The organism is Serratia sp. MF1(2023), assembly GCF_030954545.1.
Lineage (GTDB): Bacteria > Pseudomonadota > Gammaproteobacteria > Enterobacterales > Enterobacteriaceae > Serratia > Serratia sarumanii.
In genome coordinates this window covers 85,403-102,178 of record NZ_JAVHUX010000045.1, presented here as the reverse complement: position 1 = coordinate 102,178, position 16,776 = coordinate 85,403, and the positions used below count along the sequence as shown (strand labels likewise).

The 16,776-nt window shown below is 62.5% G+C and carries 16 protein-coding genes; all 16 read right to left on the bottom strand.

Features of this window, described 5'->3' with window-relative positions; all coding sequences use genetic code 11:
* Positions 1-5: 5 nt before the first annotated feature.
* A complete protein-coding gene (gene gutQ / locus REA38_RS21655) occupies positions 6-977 on the bottom strand; it encodes an arabinose-5-phosphate isomerase GutQ (RefSeq protein WP_047570967.1) in 972 nt (323 codons plus the stop codon).
* On the bottom strand, positions 970-1,743 hold the full coding sequence (locus tag REA38_RS21650; protein ID WP_033635559.1) for a DNA-binding transcriptional repressor: 774 nt from the start codon (positions 1,741-1,743) through the stop codon (positions 970-972). The genes gutQ and REA38_RS21650 overlap by 8 nt, the downstream gene beginning before the upstream one ends.
* A gap of 83 nt (positions 1,744-1,826) precedes the next feature.
* Positions 1,827-2,183: a transcriptional regulator GutM gene (gene gutM, locus REA38_RS21645; RefSeq protein ID WP_039568478.1), complete on the bottom strand. Its 357-nt coding sequence runs from the start codon at positions 2,181-2,183 to the stop codon at positions 1,827-1,829.
* A 46-nt stretch (positions 2,184-2,229) separates the two neighbouring features.
* Positions 2,230-3,009, bottom strand: coding sequence for a sorbitol-6-phosphate dehydrogenase (srlD, locus tag REA38_RS21640; protein ID WP_041036296.1), 780 nt, complete (start codon positions 3,007-3,009; stop codon positions 2,230-2,232).
* Between the two features lie 10 nt (positions 3,010-3,019).
* The gene (gene srlB / locus REA38_RS21635) at positions 3,020-3,382 is read right to left on the bottom strand and encodes a PTS glucitol/sorbitol transporter subunit IIA (protein ID WP_021504438.1); all 363 of its coding nucleotides are present in this window, start codon (positions 3,380-3,382) and stop codon (positions 3,020-3,022) included.
* Positions 3,383-3,404: 22 nt separating this feature from the next.
* Positions 3,405-4,385, bottom strand: a complete 981-nt coding sequence (locus REA38_RS21630; RefSeq protein ID WP_033635556.1) for a PTS glucitol/sorbitol transporter subunit IIB — start codon at positions 4,383-4,385, stop codon at positions 3,405-3,407.
* Positions 4,386-4,400: 15 nt separating this feature from the next.
* Entirely contained in the window at positions 4,401-4,949 is a 549-nt protein-coding gene (locus REA38_RS21625) for a PTS glucitol/sorbitol transporter subunit IIC (protein WP_004941528.1), read from the bottom strand.
* Between the two features lie 235 nt (positions 4,950-5,184).
* Entirely contained in the window at positions 5,185-6,234 is a 1,050-nt protein-coding gene (gene fbaB, locus REA38_RS21620; RefSeq protein WP_033635553.1) for a class I fructose-bisphosphate aldolase, read from the bottom strand.
* A 206-nt stretch (positions 6,235-6,440) separates the two neighbouring features.
* The gene (locus REA38_RS21615) at positions 6,441-7,127 is read right to left on the bottom strand and encodes a GntR family transcriptional regulator (RefSeq protein ID WP_308886601.1); all 687 of its coding nucleotides are present in this window, start codon (positions 7,125-7,127) and stop codon (positions 6,441-6,443) included.
* Between the two features lie 98 nt (positions 7,128-7,225).
* The gene (locus tag REA38_RS21610) at positions 7,226-8,557 is read right to left on the bottom strand and encodes an MFS transporter (RefSeq protein WP_101427223.1); all 1,332 of its coding nucleotides are present in this window, start codon (positions 8,555-8,557) and stop codon (positions 7,226-7,228) included.
* Positions 8,538-10,043 (bottom strand): mannitol dehydrogenase family protein, encoded by a 1,506-nt coding sequence (locus tag REA38_RS21605; RefSeq protein WP_308886600.1) that lies wholly within the window; start codon positions 10,041-10,043, stop codon positions 8,538-8,540. The genes REA38_RS21610 and REA38_RS21605 overlap by 20 nt, the downstream gene beginning before the upstream one ends.
* Positions 10,044-10,095: 52 nt before the next feature.
* On the bottom strand, positions 10,096-11,385 hold the full coding sequence (locus REA38_RS21600) for an MFS transporter (protein ID WP_107227829.1): 1,290 nt from the start codon (positions 11,383-11,385) through the stop codon (positions 10,096-10,098).
* A gap of 91 nt (positions 11,386-11,476) precedes the next feature.
* Entirely contained in the window at positions 11,477-12,493 is a 1,017-nt protein-coding gene (locus REA38_RS21595; protein ID WP_308886639.1) for a Zn-dependent oxidoreductase, read from the bottom strand.
* Between the two features lie 5 nt (positions 12,494-12,498).
* Positions 12,499-13,713, bottom strand: a complete 1,215-nt coding sequence (gene manD, locus REA38_RS21590; RefSeq protein ID WP_049213350.1) for a D-mannonate dehydratase ManD — start codon at positions 13,711-13,713, stop codon at positions 12,499-12,501.
* A gap of 166 nt (positions 13,714-13,879) precedes the next feature.
* Positions 13,880-14,785 carry a lipid kinase YegS gene (gene yegS, locus REA38_RS21585; protein WP_033635546.1) on the bottom strand — a complete coding sequence of 302 codons (906 nt, stop codon included), beginning with the start codon at positions 14,783-14,785 and terminating at the stop codon, positions 13,880-13,882.
* A gap of 466 nt (positions 14,786-15,251) precedes the next feature.
* Positions 15,252-16,604 carry a tRNA 5-hydroxyuridine modification protein YegQ gene (yegQ, locus tag REA38_RS21580; RefSeq protein ID WP_033635545.1) on the bottom strand — a complete coding sequence of 451 codons (1,353 nt, stop codon included), beginning with the start codon at positions 16,602-16,604 and terminating at the stop codon, positions 15,252-15,254.
* Positions 16,605-16,776: the final 172 nt, after the last annotated feature.

Genomic DNA, 16,776 nt, shown 5'->3' with positions numbered 1-16,776 from the left:
GTTGATCAGCCGATGCCGGCCTGATGCAGATCGTGCAGGTTGAGCGCCCCCACCAGCACGCCGTCCATATCGACCACCGGGGCCGCGCTGATGTGCTGTTCGTGCAGCGCTTCCAGCGCCTCGCCGGCGCGCCACTGCTCCGGCAGCCGATAGCCCGGGCGGGTGATTGCCGGGCTGAGCGGATCCTGCAGGCTGTTGCCCTTCACCAGCCAGCGGCGCAGGTCGCCGTCGGTAAACACGCCCACCACCCGCTGCTGCGCGTCGCAGACCGCCACTAACCCGAGCCCGGTGCGGCTCAGTTCCAGCATCGCTTCCATCACGTTGGCGCTTTCGCTCACGCGCGGCAGGCGATCGCCGGTGCGCATCAGGTGATGCACGCGGTTCAGCAGGCGCGCCCCCAGGCTGCCGCCCGGGTGCGAGCGGGCGAAATCTTCCGCGTTGAAACCGCGCTGGCGCATTAACGCCATCGCCAGAGCATCGCCCATCATCAGCGTGTTGACCGCGCTGGAGGTCGGTGCCAGCCCCATCGGGCAGGCTTCGCGCTCGACGCCGATATCCAGTACGCAGGCGGCGGCCAGCGCCAGCGGCGACTCTTTGCCGCCGGTGACGGCGATCACCGGAATGCCGTTCTCCGCCAGCAGCGGCAGGATCAGATCCAGCTCTTTGGCGCGGCCGGAGTAGGAGATGAACACCACCACGTCGTCGGCGCCGATCATGCCGAGATCGCCGTGCAGCGCCTCCGCCGGGTGCACGAAGAACGACGGCGTGCCGGTGCTGGCCAGCGACGCGGCGATTTTCTTGCCGATATGGCCGGATTTGCCGATGCCGGAAATCACCGCTTTGCCGCGGCAGTTCAGCAGCAGTTCGCAGGCGCTGACGAAGTTGTCGTCCAGGCGCGCCAGCAGGCGTTGCGCTTCGGTCAGCTCGATCTCCAGCGTTTCGCGGGCGAAGGCGAGCAGGGCGTTGGCGTTACTCATCGGGGTCTCCTACCAGAAGGATATTGATGCCTTTCGCCTGCAGGGCGGCGAGGTAATCGGGGTTGATGTCTCGGTCGGTGATCAGCGTGTCGACGGCGCTGAGTTCGCACACCACGTTCGGGCTCTTGCGGCCGAATTTCGAGGAGTCTACCAACAGAATAATGCGGCCGGCGGCTTCGCACATCGCTTTGCTGACGTTGTGCACTTCGTTGAAGGTGGTGACGCCGGCGTTGAGATCGACGCCGTCCGCGCCGATAAACAGCTTGTCGAAGCTGAACTGCTGAAACGCCGATTCGGCCAGGCTGCCGTGGAACGAGGCCGATTTTTTGCGGTAGGTGCCGCCGGGCATCAGGATGGTCTGATCGTTGTCCAGCTCCACCAGCGCGTTGACGATGGTCAGGCTGTTGGTCATCACCGTGATGTTATTGAACTGCGCCAGGTGCGGCACCATCTGCAGCACCGTGCTGCCGGCGTCGAAGATCAGCGAGTCGCCGTCGGCGATCAGCGCCACGGCGGCGCTGGCGATGTGGCGTTTTTTCTCGGTGTTGATATGGGTTTTGCGGTCGATCGGCTGATCGCCGTCGTCGCGGCTGAGCACCACGCCGCCGTAGGTGCGGATCACCTCGCCTTCTTCTTCCAGCAGGGTGAGATCCTTGCGGATGGTGGTGCCGGTGGTGGAGAAATGCTCGGCCAGGGCATCCACTGCCGTTTTGCCGTGCCGCTGCAGATATTCAAGGATAGCGGCCTGCCGCTGCTTTGGTTTCATCGCGATTCCCGTTCACAAGAGTTGGGCATTTCCCCTCGCTGAATAATTCACTATGAAAGGTAATGTCTTTTAATGTGAAAATATCACGATTTGGGTTCAATCGCTAACGTTAGTGCAGACTGGCATGCGCGATCCTCGGGGAAGATCACATCCGGGCGCAAATCCCGCTGATGCAAACCGTGCAATCGAGGCAGCGGGCGGGGCCGGGCGAAAACGGTCAGGCCGCGCAGCAACAGGCTGCCGCACACCCGTCGCTCGGCGTCGAAGGCCAGCGCCAGCACCACTCGCGGGCGGAAACGGCCGCCGGAACGGCCGACGCCGACGGCGCCCAGCCGGCACAGGCCGTCGAAGGCGCGGTTGAAGCGCTGCAGTTGCCACCAGCCAAAGGCGATTTGCAGCAGCCAGGCCAGCAGCGCGAAGGCGATCAGAGCTTGAGTCATGGGGTTCTCCTTAGGCCCCCTTTCGCCGAAGGGGGCGTCGATGGCGTCAGAACATCACCTGGCCGCCGGTGATGTTGATCGATTGGCCGGTGCAGTAAGAGGCCTTGTCGCTGGCGTAGAACAGCAGGGTGTTCAGCACGTCCTGGTAGTCGCAGCCGCGCTTCAGCGGCACCTTGTCGATGTAGTACTGCTCCACCTGGTCCGGCGCGATGCCCAGTTTTTGTGCGTACTGCGGCAGCAGCGACTGGAACATCGGCGACTTCAGCAGGTTGCCGAGCATCAGCGAATGCACGGTAATGCCGTACTCCGCCAGATCGAGTGCCAGCGACTGCGTCAGCCCCACGCCGCCGAACTTGGCGGCGCTGTAGCCGGAGTTGTGCTTGCTGCCGACCTTGCCGGACTTGGAGTTGATCTGAATGATGCGCCCGGCGATGCCGTCGCGGATCATCAGGCGCGAGAACTCGCGGGCGCAGAGGAAATAACCCACCAGGTTCACCTGCAGCGAGCGATCGAAGTCGCCCAGCGGAAAATCGGTGATCGGTGCCGCCTTGGCGATGCCGGCGCTGTACACCAGCAGGTTGGCCTGGCCGAACGCCCGGTCAACCGCCGCCGCCAGCGCCATCACGCTCTGCTCGTCGGTGGCGTCGGCCTGAAAACCGCAGGCGCTGCCCGCGCCAAACGCTTCGTTGATCTGCTGTGCCACCTGATTGGCATTGTCGGCGTTCAGATCGGCCACCGCCACCCGATAACCGGCCTGCGCCAGCCCGTGGGACAAAAAGGCGCCTAACGTTTGGCCGCCGCCAATCACTACAGCTACTTCAGACATGGTCTACTCCTTATGCGATAAATGACAGCGTGCTGCCCAACGGGATATCGGTTGGCGTCGGGCCGGATACGTGGATCGAGCCGGGAAATTCGGCTTCGGCTTCGCCGTCGAAGCGCACGGTGATGTGGCCCAGCTCGCGCAGATTCTGCGTGGCGACGCTGCCGACGGCGGTGATGGCGTAGCGCCGCTGCGCCAGTTCCATCACGCCGCCGACCTGCAGCTCGCCGGCGGTCGCGCCGTGGCGGTGGATGAAGCAGAACTCTTCGATATCCGCCGGCGCGCCTTCACGGAAGGTGATCAGCATGTTGTCCAGCAACGCGTCGCGGGCGCAGCCGCCGATCTGCGTGATGGTGGTGTGAAAAATGGTGTGCATAAACGTCTCCCTGGAAATCAGCTTATTGATAAATGAAGGCCGAGGCGGCCCAGGCGATCAACACCGTCGGCGCGCCGGTCAGGAAGCGGCCGACCAGCACCGAAGGCACGCCGACCCGCACGGTGTCCTGCTTGGCTTCCGCCAGCGACAGGCCGACCGGAATGAAGTCGCAGGCGGCCTGCGCGTTGATGGCGAACAGCGCGGGCAGCGCCAGCTGCGGCGGAATATGGCCGAGGCCGATCTGCACCCCGACCAGCACGCCGATCACCTGGGCGATGACCGCGCCGGGGCCGAGGAACGGCGACAGCAGCGGGAATGAGCAGATCAGCGCCAGCGTCACCAGGCCGATCGGGCTGTTGGCGAGTGGCGTCAGGCCGTGAGCGATAAAGTCCCCGAGGCCGGAGGCCATGATGATGCCGATCAAGGCCGAGACGAACGCCATAAACGGCAGGATGGTCTTCAGCACGGTGTCGATGGTGTCGCGCCCGGCCTGGAAGAACACCGCCACCACCGATCCCATGCCCATGCCGACCTTCGCCAGCAGCCCGTCGCTTTGCTCGGTGATCTTCTTGCTGGTGTCGTAGTCGCGCGCCTTGGGCGGCGCTGCAACGGTGGCGGCGGGTTGGCTATCTGCCGCTTCGATTCGGCTGATGTTGTGGTCGCGCACGCCGGAGACATAGATGTCTTCGAGGATAAACTGCGCCAGCGGGCCGGACTGGCCGGTGGCGTGGATGTTGACCGTCGGAATGCGGCGTTTCGGATACAGGCCGCAGCGCAGGGTGCCGCCGCAGTCGATCACCGCCACCCCGATCTCTTCCGCCGGCGGTTCACCTTCTTTGAAGCCGTCGACGGCCGGCCAGCCGGTCAATTCGCTGAGGCGATCGACGATCGAAGGTCGGGTGCCGGCGGTGATGTACACCACTTTCTTGCCGGGCTCTATCGGCAGCTCCAGGGGGCCGCCCCAGCCGCTGGCGCCTTTTTCAATACGGATATAAGCACTCATGCTGCACTCCACGAATTAAAGTTGCACCTGGCGATCCAGACGGATGCCCATCTTGCGTTCGAACAGGCTGGTGGTGAGATCGGTGACCCAGCCGCGGAAGAAGTTGGTGAACAGCCCCACCAGGAAATAGCTCACCGCCAGCGGGCCGAGCGGCAGGCCGAGGGTGGTAAGGCCGCTGGCGATGCCGAGGTAAACGAACAGTTCGCCCGGATTGATGTGCGGGAACAGGCCGTTCATCGAGTGGCAGCTGTAGGAGGCCGCCGCGTAGTAGCTCGGCTTGTATTTCTCCGGCATGAAGCGCCCCAGGCTGAGGGTCATCGGGTTGCAGAAGACAAAGGTGCCGATCAGCGGCAGCAGCAGATAACGCGACACGGGGTTGCCCGCGCAGCGCTGCGCCAATCGTTCGATACGTTCCTGGCCAACAAATTTGATCAGCGCGTTCATGATAACCAACAGGCTGATCAACAAAGGTAAAATGCCGGTCACCATGCCGACAAACACTTCACCGCCTTTCTGAAACAGGCCGATAAACCACTCGGCGCCGTGGGTGATTAGCTCAATCATTATGTTCTCCTGTAATGGACTGATATGGCCTGGAGCGAACGGCGGCTCTGTCGCCATGGGCCTTACAGTAGTCACTTTGTTGGGCTATTTGTTTTAAATAGATCACATTTTGAAAGATAAATATTTTATTTTGAAAGTTTAAAGTGAAAGAAAGAGAAGGTATGCGGCTTGAGAAGTGGGGAACGGGCACAAAAAAGCCCGGCGAGCCGGACTTGGGGACAGGTGGTCCGTCACATCAGGCGATGGTGACCTTCTTGTCCAGGTAGGCGTCTTGCACGGCGTTGATCAGCGCCACGCCGTCTTTCATCGATTTCTTGAACGCCTTGCGCCCCAGGATCAGGCCCATGCCGCCGGCGCGTTTGTTGATCACCGCGGTGCGCACCGATTCCTGCAGGTCGTTCTCACCGGCGGCGCCGCCGGAGTTGATCAGCCCGGCGCGGCCCATGTAGCAGTTGGCCAGCTGGTAGCGCACCAGATCGATCGGGTGATCGGTGGTCAGCTTGGTGTAGACGCGATCGTCGGTATAGCCGAATTTCACCGCGCGGTAGCCGCCGTTGTTTTCCGCCATTTTCTGTTTGACGATGTCGGCGCCGATGGTGGCGGCGATGTGGTTGGCCTGGCCGGTCAGATCGGCGCTGGAGTGGTAGTCCACGCCGTCCTTGTTGAATGCCGGGTTGCGCAGATAGGCCCACAACACGGTGACCATGCCCAGCTCATGCGCGCGCTCGAAGGCGATCGAGATCTCTTCGATCTGGCGGCGCGACTGCTCGGAGCCGAAGTAAATGGTGGCGCCGACCGCCACCGCGCCCATGTTGAACGCCTGCTCGACGCTGGCGTACAGGGTCTGGTCGTACTGGGTCGGGTAGCTCAGCGTTTCGTTGTGGTTGAGTTTGACCAGGAACGGAATTTTATGCGCGTAGCGGCGCGATACCGACGCCAGCACGCCGTAGGTGGAGGCGACGCAGTTACAGCCGGCTTCAATCGCCAGCTCGACGATGTTCTTCGGATCGAAATACAGCGGGTTGGCGGCAAACGAGGCGGCGGCGGAGTGCTCGATGCCCTGATCGACCGGCAGGATCGACAGGTAGCCGGTGCCGGCCAGGCGGCCGTGGTTGAACAGGGTTTGCATCGAACGCAGCACGCTGTTGGGGCGGTTGTTATCGATCATTACGCGGTCAACGAAGTCGTCGCCCGGCAGGTAGAGATTCTCGGCGGGGATAGTGGTACAGCGGTGTTGCAGCAGATCTTCCGCTTCCTTTCCTAGCAACTGCACAATATCAGTCATGATTCACTCCCGATTAAGCTTCTTCATACACCGGCAATGCAAGGGTTTTTGACCACCGGCGCAGTAAAAAAGCGGTGATTGAAGCTGTAAAGCGATACTACCGAACTGGATCCGGCAAGGACAAACAATAGATGCGATTGAGAGGAAATGCCATTTGCGAGGCCAAATACGCGGGGACGATCGCCCCCGGCGCGCTAAACGATTGATTATTCGATCTCGAACCACTCGGTGTTCTGCTGGGCGATTGGGGTGATGGAGTAGATCATCTCCTGCAAGTGATCGTGGATGGCGCGCTCCGCCGCCTCGGCATCGCGCGCTTTCAGCGCTTCGTAGATGCGGTAGTGCTGCTTGATCAGGCTCTCCGGCGGCGAGACTTCGCTCAGGCTGAGGAAACGCACCCGATCCATGGTGGCCTTGATGGTTTCGATGGTCTCCCACGCCAGCGGGCAGTCGGCGAACTGGGTCAGCAGCTGGTGGAATTCGTCGTCCAGCGCCAGAAACTCGCGCGTTTGCCTGTTCTGCGCCGCCAGCGCCTGGCGGTGCAGGTTATGCTCCAGCGTCATCAACTGCGCCGGGGTGGCGCGCTCGGCCGCGCGGCGCACGATGGCGCATTCCACCGCCTGGCGGATAAAGCGCCCGTCGGCCACGCGCTTGGCGGAGATTTTCATCACGAAGGTGCCGCGTTGCGGCAGGATCTGCACCAGGCCGGCCTCCGCCAGCTTGATGAAGGCTTCGCGCACCGGCTGGCGCGAAACGCAAAAGCGCGTAGAAATCTCTTTCTCGGATAACAGGGTGCCGGGGGGGATGGTGCAGTCGACGATATCCTTGCGCAGGAAGCGATAGATCTGTTGGTTGACCGGGACGTTGTTGGTGAGACTGTACGTTTCAGACATGGCGACAATCAGGCATCTGGCTGGAATTCGAATGCCACCATACTAGCAGATTATTGGTTGAGGGCGGGTGGATAAATCCACCCGCCGGGTAGGGTAACTCAGTGATGCCAATCCTGATATTCCTGCTTGCGCCGCCCAGGGGCGGTTTCCGGCATCAGGCTCAGGCCGATGGCCGACACCACGCCCAGCACCATCATGTAACCCGCCAGCCCGTAGTAGTGGCCGCCGGTCACCTGCAGGATCTTCACCGCCAGCAGCCCGAGAATGCCGCTGCCGATCAGCGATCCGATCTGCCAGATCAGCGCGATGCCGCTGCAGCGCACGCGGGTGGGGAACAGCTCCGGGAAGTAGGAGGCCTGCGGCGCGTAGCACATGCTGTGGCCGAAGGTCAGCACCACGATCATGGCGATCTGCGTCACCCAGAAATTATCGAGGTTGATCGCCATAAAGAACGGCACGATGCACACCACCTGCAGCAGCGCGCCGGCGATGTACACCGGTTTTCGCCCAACCCGATCGGAGAGGCGGCCCATCAGCGGAATGGCGAAAATCTCCAGCAGCACCGCCACGATCATCGCCTCCAGCAGAATGCTTTCGTTGAGGTGGTTGGCTTTGCCGTAGGCCAGCACGATCACCGTGAACATGGCGAAGGCGCAGGCTTCAATCAGCTTGGCGCACACCCCTTTGCCGATAAGGCCGGGATAGCGGCGGGCTACTTCCACCACCGGCCGGCTCTCCACCGCCTTGGTGGCACGGATTTGGGTAAACACCGGCGACTCGTCGATCTTCAGGCGAATAAACAGCCCGACAATCACCAGCAGCAGGCTGAGCAGGAACGGAATGCGCCAGCCCCAGTCCAGCATCTGCGCCGGCGACAACACGGCGGTCAGCAGCGCGAACAGCCCGGATGGCAGCAGGAAACCGGCGGGCGCGCCGATCTGTACCCAGCTGGCGTAGAAACCGCGCCGCGGCGGCGGCGCGTATTCGGCGGTCATCAGCACCGCGCCGGCCTGTTCGCCGCCGACGCCGAAGCCCTGCAGCACGCGGATAAAGATCAGCGCGAGCGGCGCCCAGATGCCGATCTGCTCATAGGTGGGCAGCAGGCCGATGCAGAAGGTGCCGAGGCCGACGATCAGGATGGTGATCACTAGCGCCTTCTTGCGGCCGACCTTGTCGCCGATGTGGCCGAACACGATGCCGCCCAGCGGACGCGCCAGGAAACCGACCGCGTAGGTGGCGAAGGCCGCCAGCGTGCTGATCAGCGGATCGGCGCTGGGGAAAAACAGCTGGCCGAAGAACAGCACCGCGGCGGTGCCGTAGGCGAAGAAATCATAATATTCGGCGGCGGTGCCGATGGCCGAAGCGCTGGCGACGCGCCGCAGCAGCGGTTGATTGCCGGTATTGACGGCGTTATGCGTGGTGACGGTCATCGGAAACCCCCCGGTCGGTAAGCGGCAGAGCGGCGACGGCGGCTTTGGCCCCCAGGCTCAACAGTTGATGATAAGCGTGGCTGACGGCGCGGACGAAGTCAGGCGAGTCGGGCAGATCCTGGCCGAAGACGCTGTCGAGCTGCAGCAGCGCCAGGACGCGGGGCCGGCCTTCCTCGCTGCCGGCGACCAACGCGGCGATGGGGTCGCGCAGCGGATCGCTGATGTCGATCGGCGCGCCTTGCTCATCGCGGCCGCCGACGTAGCGCATCCAGCCGGCGACGCCCAGCGCCAGGCAGTCGAAGCGGCTGCCATGCGCCAGATGCCAGCGGATCGCGTCCAGCAGCCGCTGCGGCAGCTTTTGCGTGCCGTCCACGGCGATTTGCGCGGTGCGGTGCTTCAGCGCGCGGTTGCGGAAACGCCGCAGCAGCGAGTCGGCATACTGCGCCAAATCGACGTTCGGCACCTGCAGGGTCGGTGCCTGTTCCGCCAGCATCAGGTGACGGGCGGCGCGGACAAAATCCGCATCCTGCATGCAGTCGCCGATGTGCTGATAACCGGCCAAATAGCCGAGGTAGGCGAGGAACGAATGGCTGCCGTTCAGCATGCGCAGCTTCATCTCCTCGTACGGCAGCACGTCGCTCACCAGCTCGGCGCCGACTTTTTCCCAGGCCGGGCGCCCTTGGGGAAAGCGATCCTCAATGACCCACTGGCTGAACGGCTCGCAGGCCACGCCGACCTCATCCTCGACGCCGCCCAACCAAGCATGGAGCTGCCCGCGGGCTTCCTGCGTCATCGCCGGCACGATGCGATCCACCATGGTGGAAGGGAAGGCGACCGCTTGACGCACCCAGTCGGCCAGCGCCGGATCCTGCCGCTGCGCCAGGTCGAGCAGCACCTGACGCGTGACCCGGCCGTTGGCCGGCATATTGTCGCAGGACATCACGGCGAACGGCGGCAGCCCGCGTTCGCGGCGCAGGCGCAGCGCCGCCAACAGCAGCCCCGGCGCCGACTGTGGCTGCGCCGGGTGAGCGATATCATGCGCGATCGCCGGGTGTTCCGCCATCAGCCGGCCGCTGGCAGGGTGGTGGCAATAGCCCTTTTCGCTGATGGTCAGCGAGACGATGGCGATCTCAGGCTGCGTCAGGGCCGCCAGCACCGCCGCCAGCCCGTCGGTTTGCAGGTGCAGCGCCTGGCGCACCACGCCGATGACCCGGCCCCGCAAGCCGTCGTCGTCCATCTCTGCCACCGAGAACAGCAGATCCTGTTGCTGCAGGTCGGCGATCTTTTGCCGGCCGTGCTGCATGCTGATTTCGCAGTAGCCCCAGTCGCTGCCGTGTTCGCTGGCCAGCCTGTCGGCGTACATCGCCTGGTGCGCGCGGTGAAACGCGCCGAAGCCGATATGCACCATGCGCGGTTTCACGCGCTCACGTGCGTAACCGGGCCGGAGAACGGCGGCCGGCAGCGCGCTGTGGTCGGAAAGTCTCATGTTCAATGTCCCTGGAGAGGTAAGCAAAGGGGCGAAGCCGCCCCGCCTGGCGTTATGGTTTTAAGATTTGCACGCCCGCCGTCGCGCGCGGCGCCTTGATCACCAGCAGCACCAGCAGCGCGCCCAGCGCGGCGACGCCGCCCGCCAGCATAAAGGCGCTGTCGAATTTGCCGGTGTTCTGCACGATGTAGCCGGTGACGATCGGCCCGATGATGCCGGAGACGCTGCCGATCAAATGAATGAACCCGCTGGCGCCGCCGACCCGGGATTTATGCACCACGTCCTGGATGATCGCCCAGTAGAGAGCGCCGGTGATGTAAAGGAAGAAGATCGACACCGACATCAGCATCACTGCCGGCACCACGCTGCTGACGGTGCCCGCCAACGCCACGCACACCGCCGCCGCCAGCAGGCTGGTGACCAGCACGATCTTGCGCGACAGCAGCAATTTGCCGGTGATGTTGAAGATCTTGTCGGAAATATAGCCGCCGAGCGCCAGCCCGACGAAGCCGACGATCCACGGGATCATCGTGGTCAGGCTCATCTCTTTGATGTTCAGGTTGTGCGCCTGCACCAGATACGAGGGGAACCAGCTCAGGAAGAAGAACAGAATGTAGTTGTAGCAGAAGAAGGCGAAGGCGGTGACCAGAATGATCGGCTGCTTCAGGTAATAACCCAGCCCGTGCGCGGCGTCGCTCAGCGCGCTTTCCTCGCCGAGGTTTTCCTGTTTCAGCCGCGCGATCAGCGCCCGTTCTTCGGCGCTGACGCGCTGGCTTTTCGCCGGGTTATCCGCCACCACGAAGAACCACACCAGCATCCAGACGATGCCGATGGCGCAGATGATCATAAACGCCGGTCGCCAGCCGAACGCCAGCGCCAGATAGCCGACGATCGGCCCGGCCACCGCGCCGCCCAAAGGCGAACCGGCGCTGAGCAGGCCCATGGCGGTCGCCGCCTGCTTCTTCGGGAACCAGCCGTTGATCATCTTGTTGGCCGAGGCGCAGATCGGCCCTTCGGCCATGCCGAACAGGACGCGCAGGATCAGCATCGAGTAAAAACCGGTGGCGATCGCCGTCATGCCGCAGAAGATAGACCACAGACCGACCGCTACGCCCAGCACCAGCGTCGGGCCGAAACGATCGACCGCCAGCCCGCCGATGAAGTTGAAGATGGCGTAGCCGAAAAAGAAGCTGCCGAAGATCAGGCCGAACTGTTCGGCGTTCAGCATCAGATCCTGTTCGATCATCGGCACGGTGATCGACAGCGCTACGCGATCGAGGTAGTTGATCATGTAGACCATGAACAGCAGGAACACGATGGTCCAACGCAGGTTTTTAAACATAAAGCACTCCACTGGGTGTCGTTTTAATCGTGATGCTTCGTTGTTTGCACGGGCGGCGGGTGCCGCCCAATGCCCCGATGCTGCCTTGGCGTTACTCGAACTGCAGCAGCACCTTGCAGCAGGTGCGCTGATCCCGCTCGAACATCAGCATCGCCCGTTCGACGTCGTCGGCGGGCACGCAGTGGGTGAGCAGCCGCTGCGGGTCTAGCTTGCCGTCCGCCATCCAGCCGATCACCTGCGGGAAGCGCGCGCTGTTCAGGCGCGAGGAGAAGATCGACAGCTCCTTGCTGGTGATGCTCTGCTGGGTCAGGGTGCAGGCGTCGCCGGAAAAGCCCATGATGCCGATGCGCGCCGCCGGCGAGGCAAGATTGATCGCCTCCGGCAAAATGGTGGGGTGACAGGCGGCATCGACGATCAGCGTCGGCTGAATGCCACGCTGCTGCAGCGCCTGCGGCAATGCGGCCTCGGCGTTGTTGAACGTCTCGTCGGCGCCGTTGGCCCGCGCCATGTCCAGCCGCTCGGCGATGCGATCGACGACCCACACCTGCTTGACGCCGTACACGCCTTTCAGCGTCTGGATCACCGTGAGCCCCATCGGCCCGGCGCCGTAGATCAGCGCGATGTCGTCGGGGCGCGGTTGCAGATGGGCGGTAATGTTGGCGGCGATGCTGAAGGGTTCGATCATCGCGGCGTGGCGATCGCTGATGACGAGCGGAATCGGATAGGCGTTGCGCGCCGGCACGCAGGCGTAGTCGCTGAAGCCGCCGTCGCGGTGCACGCCGATCACCTGCAGCGAGGTGCAGACGTTGGGGCGGCCGACCGAACAGGGATAGCAGTGGCCGCAGCTCACCACCGGATCTACCGAGACGCGTTCACCGAGGCGCGCCGGATCGACGCCTTTGCCCAGCGCATCGATCAGGCCGAAGAACTCGTGGCCGATCACCCGCGGATAGCGGGCGAACGGGTTATGGCCGTGATAGATATGGACGTCGGAGCCGCAGATGCCGGCGAATTTCACCTTGACCCGCACCTCGCTGGCCGCCGGCTGCGGCAGCGCGCGCGTCTGCAGCGCCAGGCGCCCGGGCTGTTCGATCACGACGCTGCGCATGGTGTTTACCAGTTCCATAAGGTGCCATCCTCCAGACGCGCGACCGGCAGGTAGGCCGGTTCATACGGGTAACGGGCCGCCAGCTTCTCATCGAACTCGATGCCGATGCCCGGCTTGTCGCCCGGATGCATATAGCCGTCGTCGAACGTCCAACTGTGCGGGAACACCTCGAGCATTTGCTCGGAATAGCCCATGTATTCCTGCACGCCGAAATTCGGCACCCACAGATCGAAATGCAGCGCCGCCGCCATGCAGATCGGCGACAGATCGGAAGGGCCGTGGGAGCCGGTGCGCACCTGATACAGCGAGGCGAAGTCGGCGATGCGCCGCATGCCGGTAATGCCACCCGCGTGCGTCAGGGTGGTGCGGATGTAGTCGATCAGCTGTTCTTCGATCAGCTGTTTGCAGTCCCAGATGCTGTTGAACACCTCGCCGACGGCGATCGGCGTGACGGTATGCTGGCGGATCAGGCGGAAACAGGCCTGATTTTCCGCCGGCGTCGGATCTTCCATCCAGAACAGGCGATACGGTTCGGCGCTTTTGCCGAAGCGCGCCGCTTCGATCGGCGTCAGGCGGTGGTGCATGTCGTGTAGCAGATGTTCGTTGAAGCCGAACCTGTTGCGCACCGCGTCGAACAGTTTGGGGGTGAAATCGAGGTATTTTTCCGTCGACCACAGCTGCTCTTCCGGCCAGTCGCCCTTGGTGGCCGGCTCATAGGCCTGGCCTTTGCCCTTGGCCATGCCGTAGGTGGTTTTCATACCCGGCACGCCGCATTGAACGCGGATCGCCTTGAAGCCTTGTTCTTTATGTTTGGCGTAGTCGTCGAGCACCTCGTCGATCGAGTGGCCGGTGGTGTGGCAATACACCATCACACCAGAGCGCGAGGCGCCGCCCAACAGCTGATACAGCGGCATGTTGGCGGCCTTGGCCTTGATGTCCCACAGCGCCATGTCGACAGCGGAAATGGCCGACATGGTCACCGGGCCGCGCCGCCAGTAAGCGCCTTTGTAGAAGAATTGCCAGAGGTCTTCGATCCGCTGCGCGTCGCGGCCGATCAGCTGCGGGCAGAGGTGATCTTTCAGGTAAGAGGCCACCGACAGTTCGCGCCCGTTTAGCGTGGCGTCACCGAGGCCGACGATGCCGTCATCGGTGGTGATTTTCAGCGTGACAAAATTGCGCCCCGGGCAGGTGACGAACACCTCGGCGTTGACGATTTTCATAACCTTCACATCCTGTAGCTGCGGAGAGATAGCGCGAAAATACGTCATGAACTAACTACCATACAAGTATGATTTGATGAATTTGCCGGAGAGGATCACATTTGATCGCGAGCGGAAGCGGGTAAACGGGGGAAGAAACGGGGCGCAGCGGCTGCGCCCGACAAGGTCAGCCCAGCAGGGCGCAGTTAGGCGGCAGGCGGCATTCGATGGCCTGCGGCAGCACTTCGATGCGGAAATGGCGGCCCTTGAGCGGTTCGCCGTCGAGGTTGAAGGTCATCTCATGCGGCGCGTCGATCTCGAGCCACGGCAGCGCCGCGCTGAGGATACTGTTGCTCTCTTCGTCGTTGAACAGGGCGGCGACCAGCGCCGGCAGCAGCTCATCGGCGATCAGCAGGCGCAGCTGCAGCAGGCCGTCGTTGATCAGCGCGCTGGGGCACAGCTCCTGGCCGCCGCCGGCCTGTTTGCCGTTGCCGATGCCGATCACCAGCGCCTCGCCGGCCCAGCGGAAGTCCGGCCCACGGATTTCACAGCGGTCGGCCTGCAGCGTATCCATGCGCAGCAAGCCGTGCACGAAGTAGGACACGCCGCCGAGAGCCGCCTTCAGCTTCTCCGGCGTTTCGGTGGTGATGCGGGTGCCGAAGCCGCCGGTGGCCATGTTGATGAAGTAGCGCTCGCCGTTGACCTTCGCCAGATCGATCGGCACCGAGCGGCCCTTGATCGCCAGCTGCAGCGCCTGTTCCGGCGAAGGGGGGATGTTGCAGGCCATGGCGAAGTCGTTGGCGGTGCCGAGCGGCAGGATGCCCAGCGCCGGCCGGTTGTGCGCCGGCAGTTGCACCAGCGCGGCGGCCACTTCGTTGATGGTGCCGTCACCGCCGCCGGCGACGACGGTGCCGACGCCGAGCTGCGTGGCTTCTGCGACATAGCGCGCGGCGTCGCCGTGCTCCCAGGTCACGCGCACGTGCAGCGTGATTTGCTCTGCGCGCAGGCGTTTGACCGCCTGACGCAGCTCTTCGTTACCGGCGCCTTTGCCGTTGATGATAAGCAGGGCGGGCGCATGTGAGTGTTGAGGCATTGCCGATATCCTCCGGCGGAAAACCAAGAATGCCTCAAGATAAACCAGCTGCCGCCACCAGGCCATCAGAATATTCAGCTAATTCTGGTTATTTCCCGGCGTTCAGTGAATAAGAAACAAGGCGAATTTATCTGAATTTTACCCGGAAATAAGCCAGGTTTTAAAGACGAGAGGATTAATCGCTGTAGCGTTATTTATATATCGAGGCGACGTGATTATTATTATTAAAACGGATAACGGGAATAAGTTATGGAAATCGGCGCGGCGAAAAAAATAGGCGCACCCATAAAGAAAAAGCCAGCCCAAGGGAGATTGGGCCGGCTAAGGAGGTGGTTCCTAGTATTGCTATGCAAATATTTTCGTTGTTCGTTTTAAGCAGCGTGATAGTAACCAAGCTGCGCGCACATTGATGTGATCCAATTCTAATATTTGCTAAAAATCGCCGCCGAATGACGGCGATTCATTTTTATGCCCCGGCGCTATTTTCTTCCGCCAAATTGCGGATCAGCAACGCATAATTGAGATCGATATCCTGCGGGATCGGCAAATAAACGATATGGCCGTTGCCCGGCGCCACCTCAATCGGCTCGCCTTTCTTATTTTGCATGCTCTCGAGGGTGAACACCACGTTGCCGCCCGGCGTCATCATCTCGACGCTGTCGCCGAGCGCGAACTTATTCTTCACGTCGACTTCCGCCCAGCCATCGCGGCGCACGCCGGTGAATTCGCCGACGAACTGCTGGCGCTCGGAGAGCGAGGAGCCGTAGTCGTAATTCTGCTGCGCTTCGTGCACGTGGCGGCGCAGGAAGCCTTCGGTGTAGCCACGGTGCGCCAGGCCTTCCAGCGTGGTAAGCAGAGTCGGATCGAAGGGTTTGCCGGCGGCCGCGTCGTCGATGGCGCGGCGGTAGACCTGGGCGGTGCGGGCGCAGTAGTAGAAGGATTTGGTGCGGCCTTCGATCTTCAGCGAGTGCACGCCGAGCTGCGTCAGACGCTCCACGTGCTGGATGGCGCGCAGATCCTTGGAGTTCATGATATAGGTGCCGTGCTCGTCTTCGAAGGCGCTCATATATTCGCCTGGCTTTTGCGCTTCAGACAGCATGAACACCTTGTCGGTCGGCGCGCCGATGCCCAGCGTCGGCTCGACGGTTTGCACCGGGATCGGCTCGTGCAGGTGCACGATATTGCCGGTGTCGTCCTCTTTGCCTTCCTCCGCTTTGTACTGCCAGCGGCAGGCGTTGGTGCAGGTGCCCTGGTTGGGATCGCGCTTGTTGATGTAGCCGGACAGCAGGCAGCGGCCGGAGTAGGCCATGCACAGCGCGCCGTGCACGAAGATCTCCAGCTCCATGTCCGGCACTTCGGCGCGGATCTCGGCGATCTCTTCCAGCGACAGTTCGCGCGAGAGGATCACGCGGGTCAGGCCCATTTGCTGCCAGAACTTCACCGTCGCCCAGTTAACGGCGTTGGCCTGCACCGACAGGTGGATATCCATCTGCGGGAAGGCTTCGCGCACCATCATGATAAGGCCGGGATCGGACATGATCAGCGCATCCGGGCCCATATCGATAACCGGCTTCAGATCGCGCAGAAAGGTTTTCAGCTTGGCGTTGTGCGGGGCGATGTTTACCACCACGTAGAATTTTTTGCCCAGAGCATGGGCTTCATTGATGCCCTGCGCCAGATTCTCGTGGTTGAACTCGTTGTTGCGCACCCGCAGGCTGTAGCGCGGCTGGCCGGCGTAAACCGCATCGGCGCCGTACGCGAAGGCGTAACGCATGTTTTTCAGCGTTCCGGCCGGGGAGAGAAGTTCCGGTGTAAACATAGTGTGTCTCGGTCTGATTTCAGGTCAGCACCACGCCACCTGATGGCGCAGTAAAAGCGGGGAATTGTAGCCGCAGCGCGGCAAGAAATCAGCAGTTAACCGGATTTATTCAGGGGAGATTGATCTTGGTCAAACGGAAAATGCGCGGCGGCGGGCCACCGCGCGGGAGAAA

Bases quoted from the DNA above. Each gene is read 5' to 3' on its own strand.
- gutQ (WP_047570967.1), bottom strand. From the start codon at position 977: ATGAGTAACGCCAACGCCCTGCTCGCCTTCGCCCGCGAAACGCTGGAG.
- REA38_RS21650 (WP_033635559.1), bottom strand. From the start codon at position 1,743: ATGAAACCAAAGCAGCGGCAGGCCGCTATCCTTGAATATCTGCAGCGG.
- gutM (WP_039568478.1), bottom strand. From the start codon at position 2,183: ATGACTCAAGCTCTGATCGCCTTCGCGCTGCTGGCCTGGCTGCTGCAA.
- srlD (WP_041036296.1), bottom strand. From the start codon at position 3,009: ATGTCTGAAGTAGCTGTAGTGATTGGCGGCGGCCAAACGTTAGGCGCC.
- srlB (WP_021504438.1), bottom strand. From the start codon at position 3,382: ATGCACACCATTTTTCACACCACCATCACGCAGATCGGCGGCTGCGCC.
- REA38_RS21630 (WP_033635556.1), bottom strand. From the start codon at position 4,385: ATGAGTGCTTATATCCGTATTGAAAAAGGCGCCAGCGGCTGGGGCGGC.
- REA38_RS21625 (WP_004941528.1), bottom strand. From the start codon at position 4,949: ATGATTGAGCTAATCACCCACGGCGCCGAGTGGTTTATCGGCCTGTTT.
- fbaB (WP_033635553.1), bottom strand. From the start codon at position 6,234: ATGACTGATATTGTGCAGTTGCTAGGAAAGGAAGCGGAAGATCTGCTG.
- REA38_RS21615 (WP_308886601.1), bottom strand. From the start codon at position 7,127: ATGTCTGAAACGTACAGTCTCACCAACAACGTCCCGGTCAACCAACAG.
- REA38_RS21610 (WP_101427223.1), bottom strand. From the start codon at position 8,557: ATGACCGTCACCACGCATAACGCCGTCAATACCGGCAATCAACCGCTG.
- REA38_RS21605 (WP_308886600.1), bottom strand. From the start codon at position 10,043: ATGAGACTTTCCGACCACAGCGCGCTGCCGGCCGCCGTTCTCCGGCCC.
- REA38_RS21600 (WP_107227829.1), bottom strand. From the start codon at position 11,385: ATGTTTAAAAACCTGCGTTGGACCATCGTGTTCCTGCTGTTCATGGTC.
- REA38_RS21595 (WP_308886639.1), bottom strand. From the start codon at position 12,493: ATGCGCAGCGTCGTGATCGAACAGCCCGGGCGCCTGGCGCTGCAGACG.
- manD (WP_049213350.1), bottom strand. From the start codon at position 13,713: ATGAAAATCGTCAACGCCGAGGTGTTCGTCACCTGCCCGGGGCGCAAT.
- yegS (WP_033635546.1), bottom strand. From the start codon at position 14,785: ATGCCTCAACACTCACATGCGCCCGCCCTGCTTATCATCAACGGCAAA.
- yegQ (WP_033635545.1), bottom strand. From the start codon at position 16,604: ATGTTTACACCGGAACTTCTCTCCCCGGCCGGAACGCTGAAAAACATG.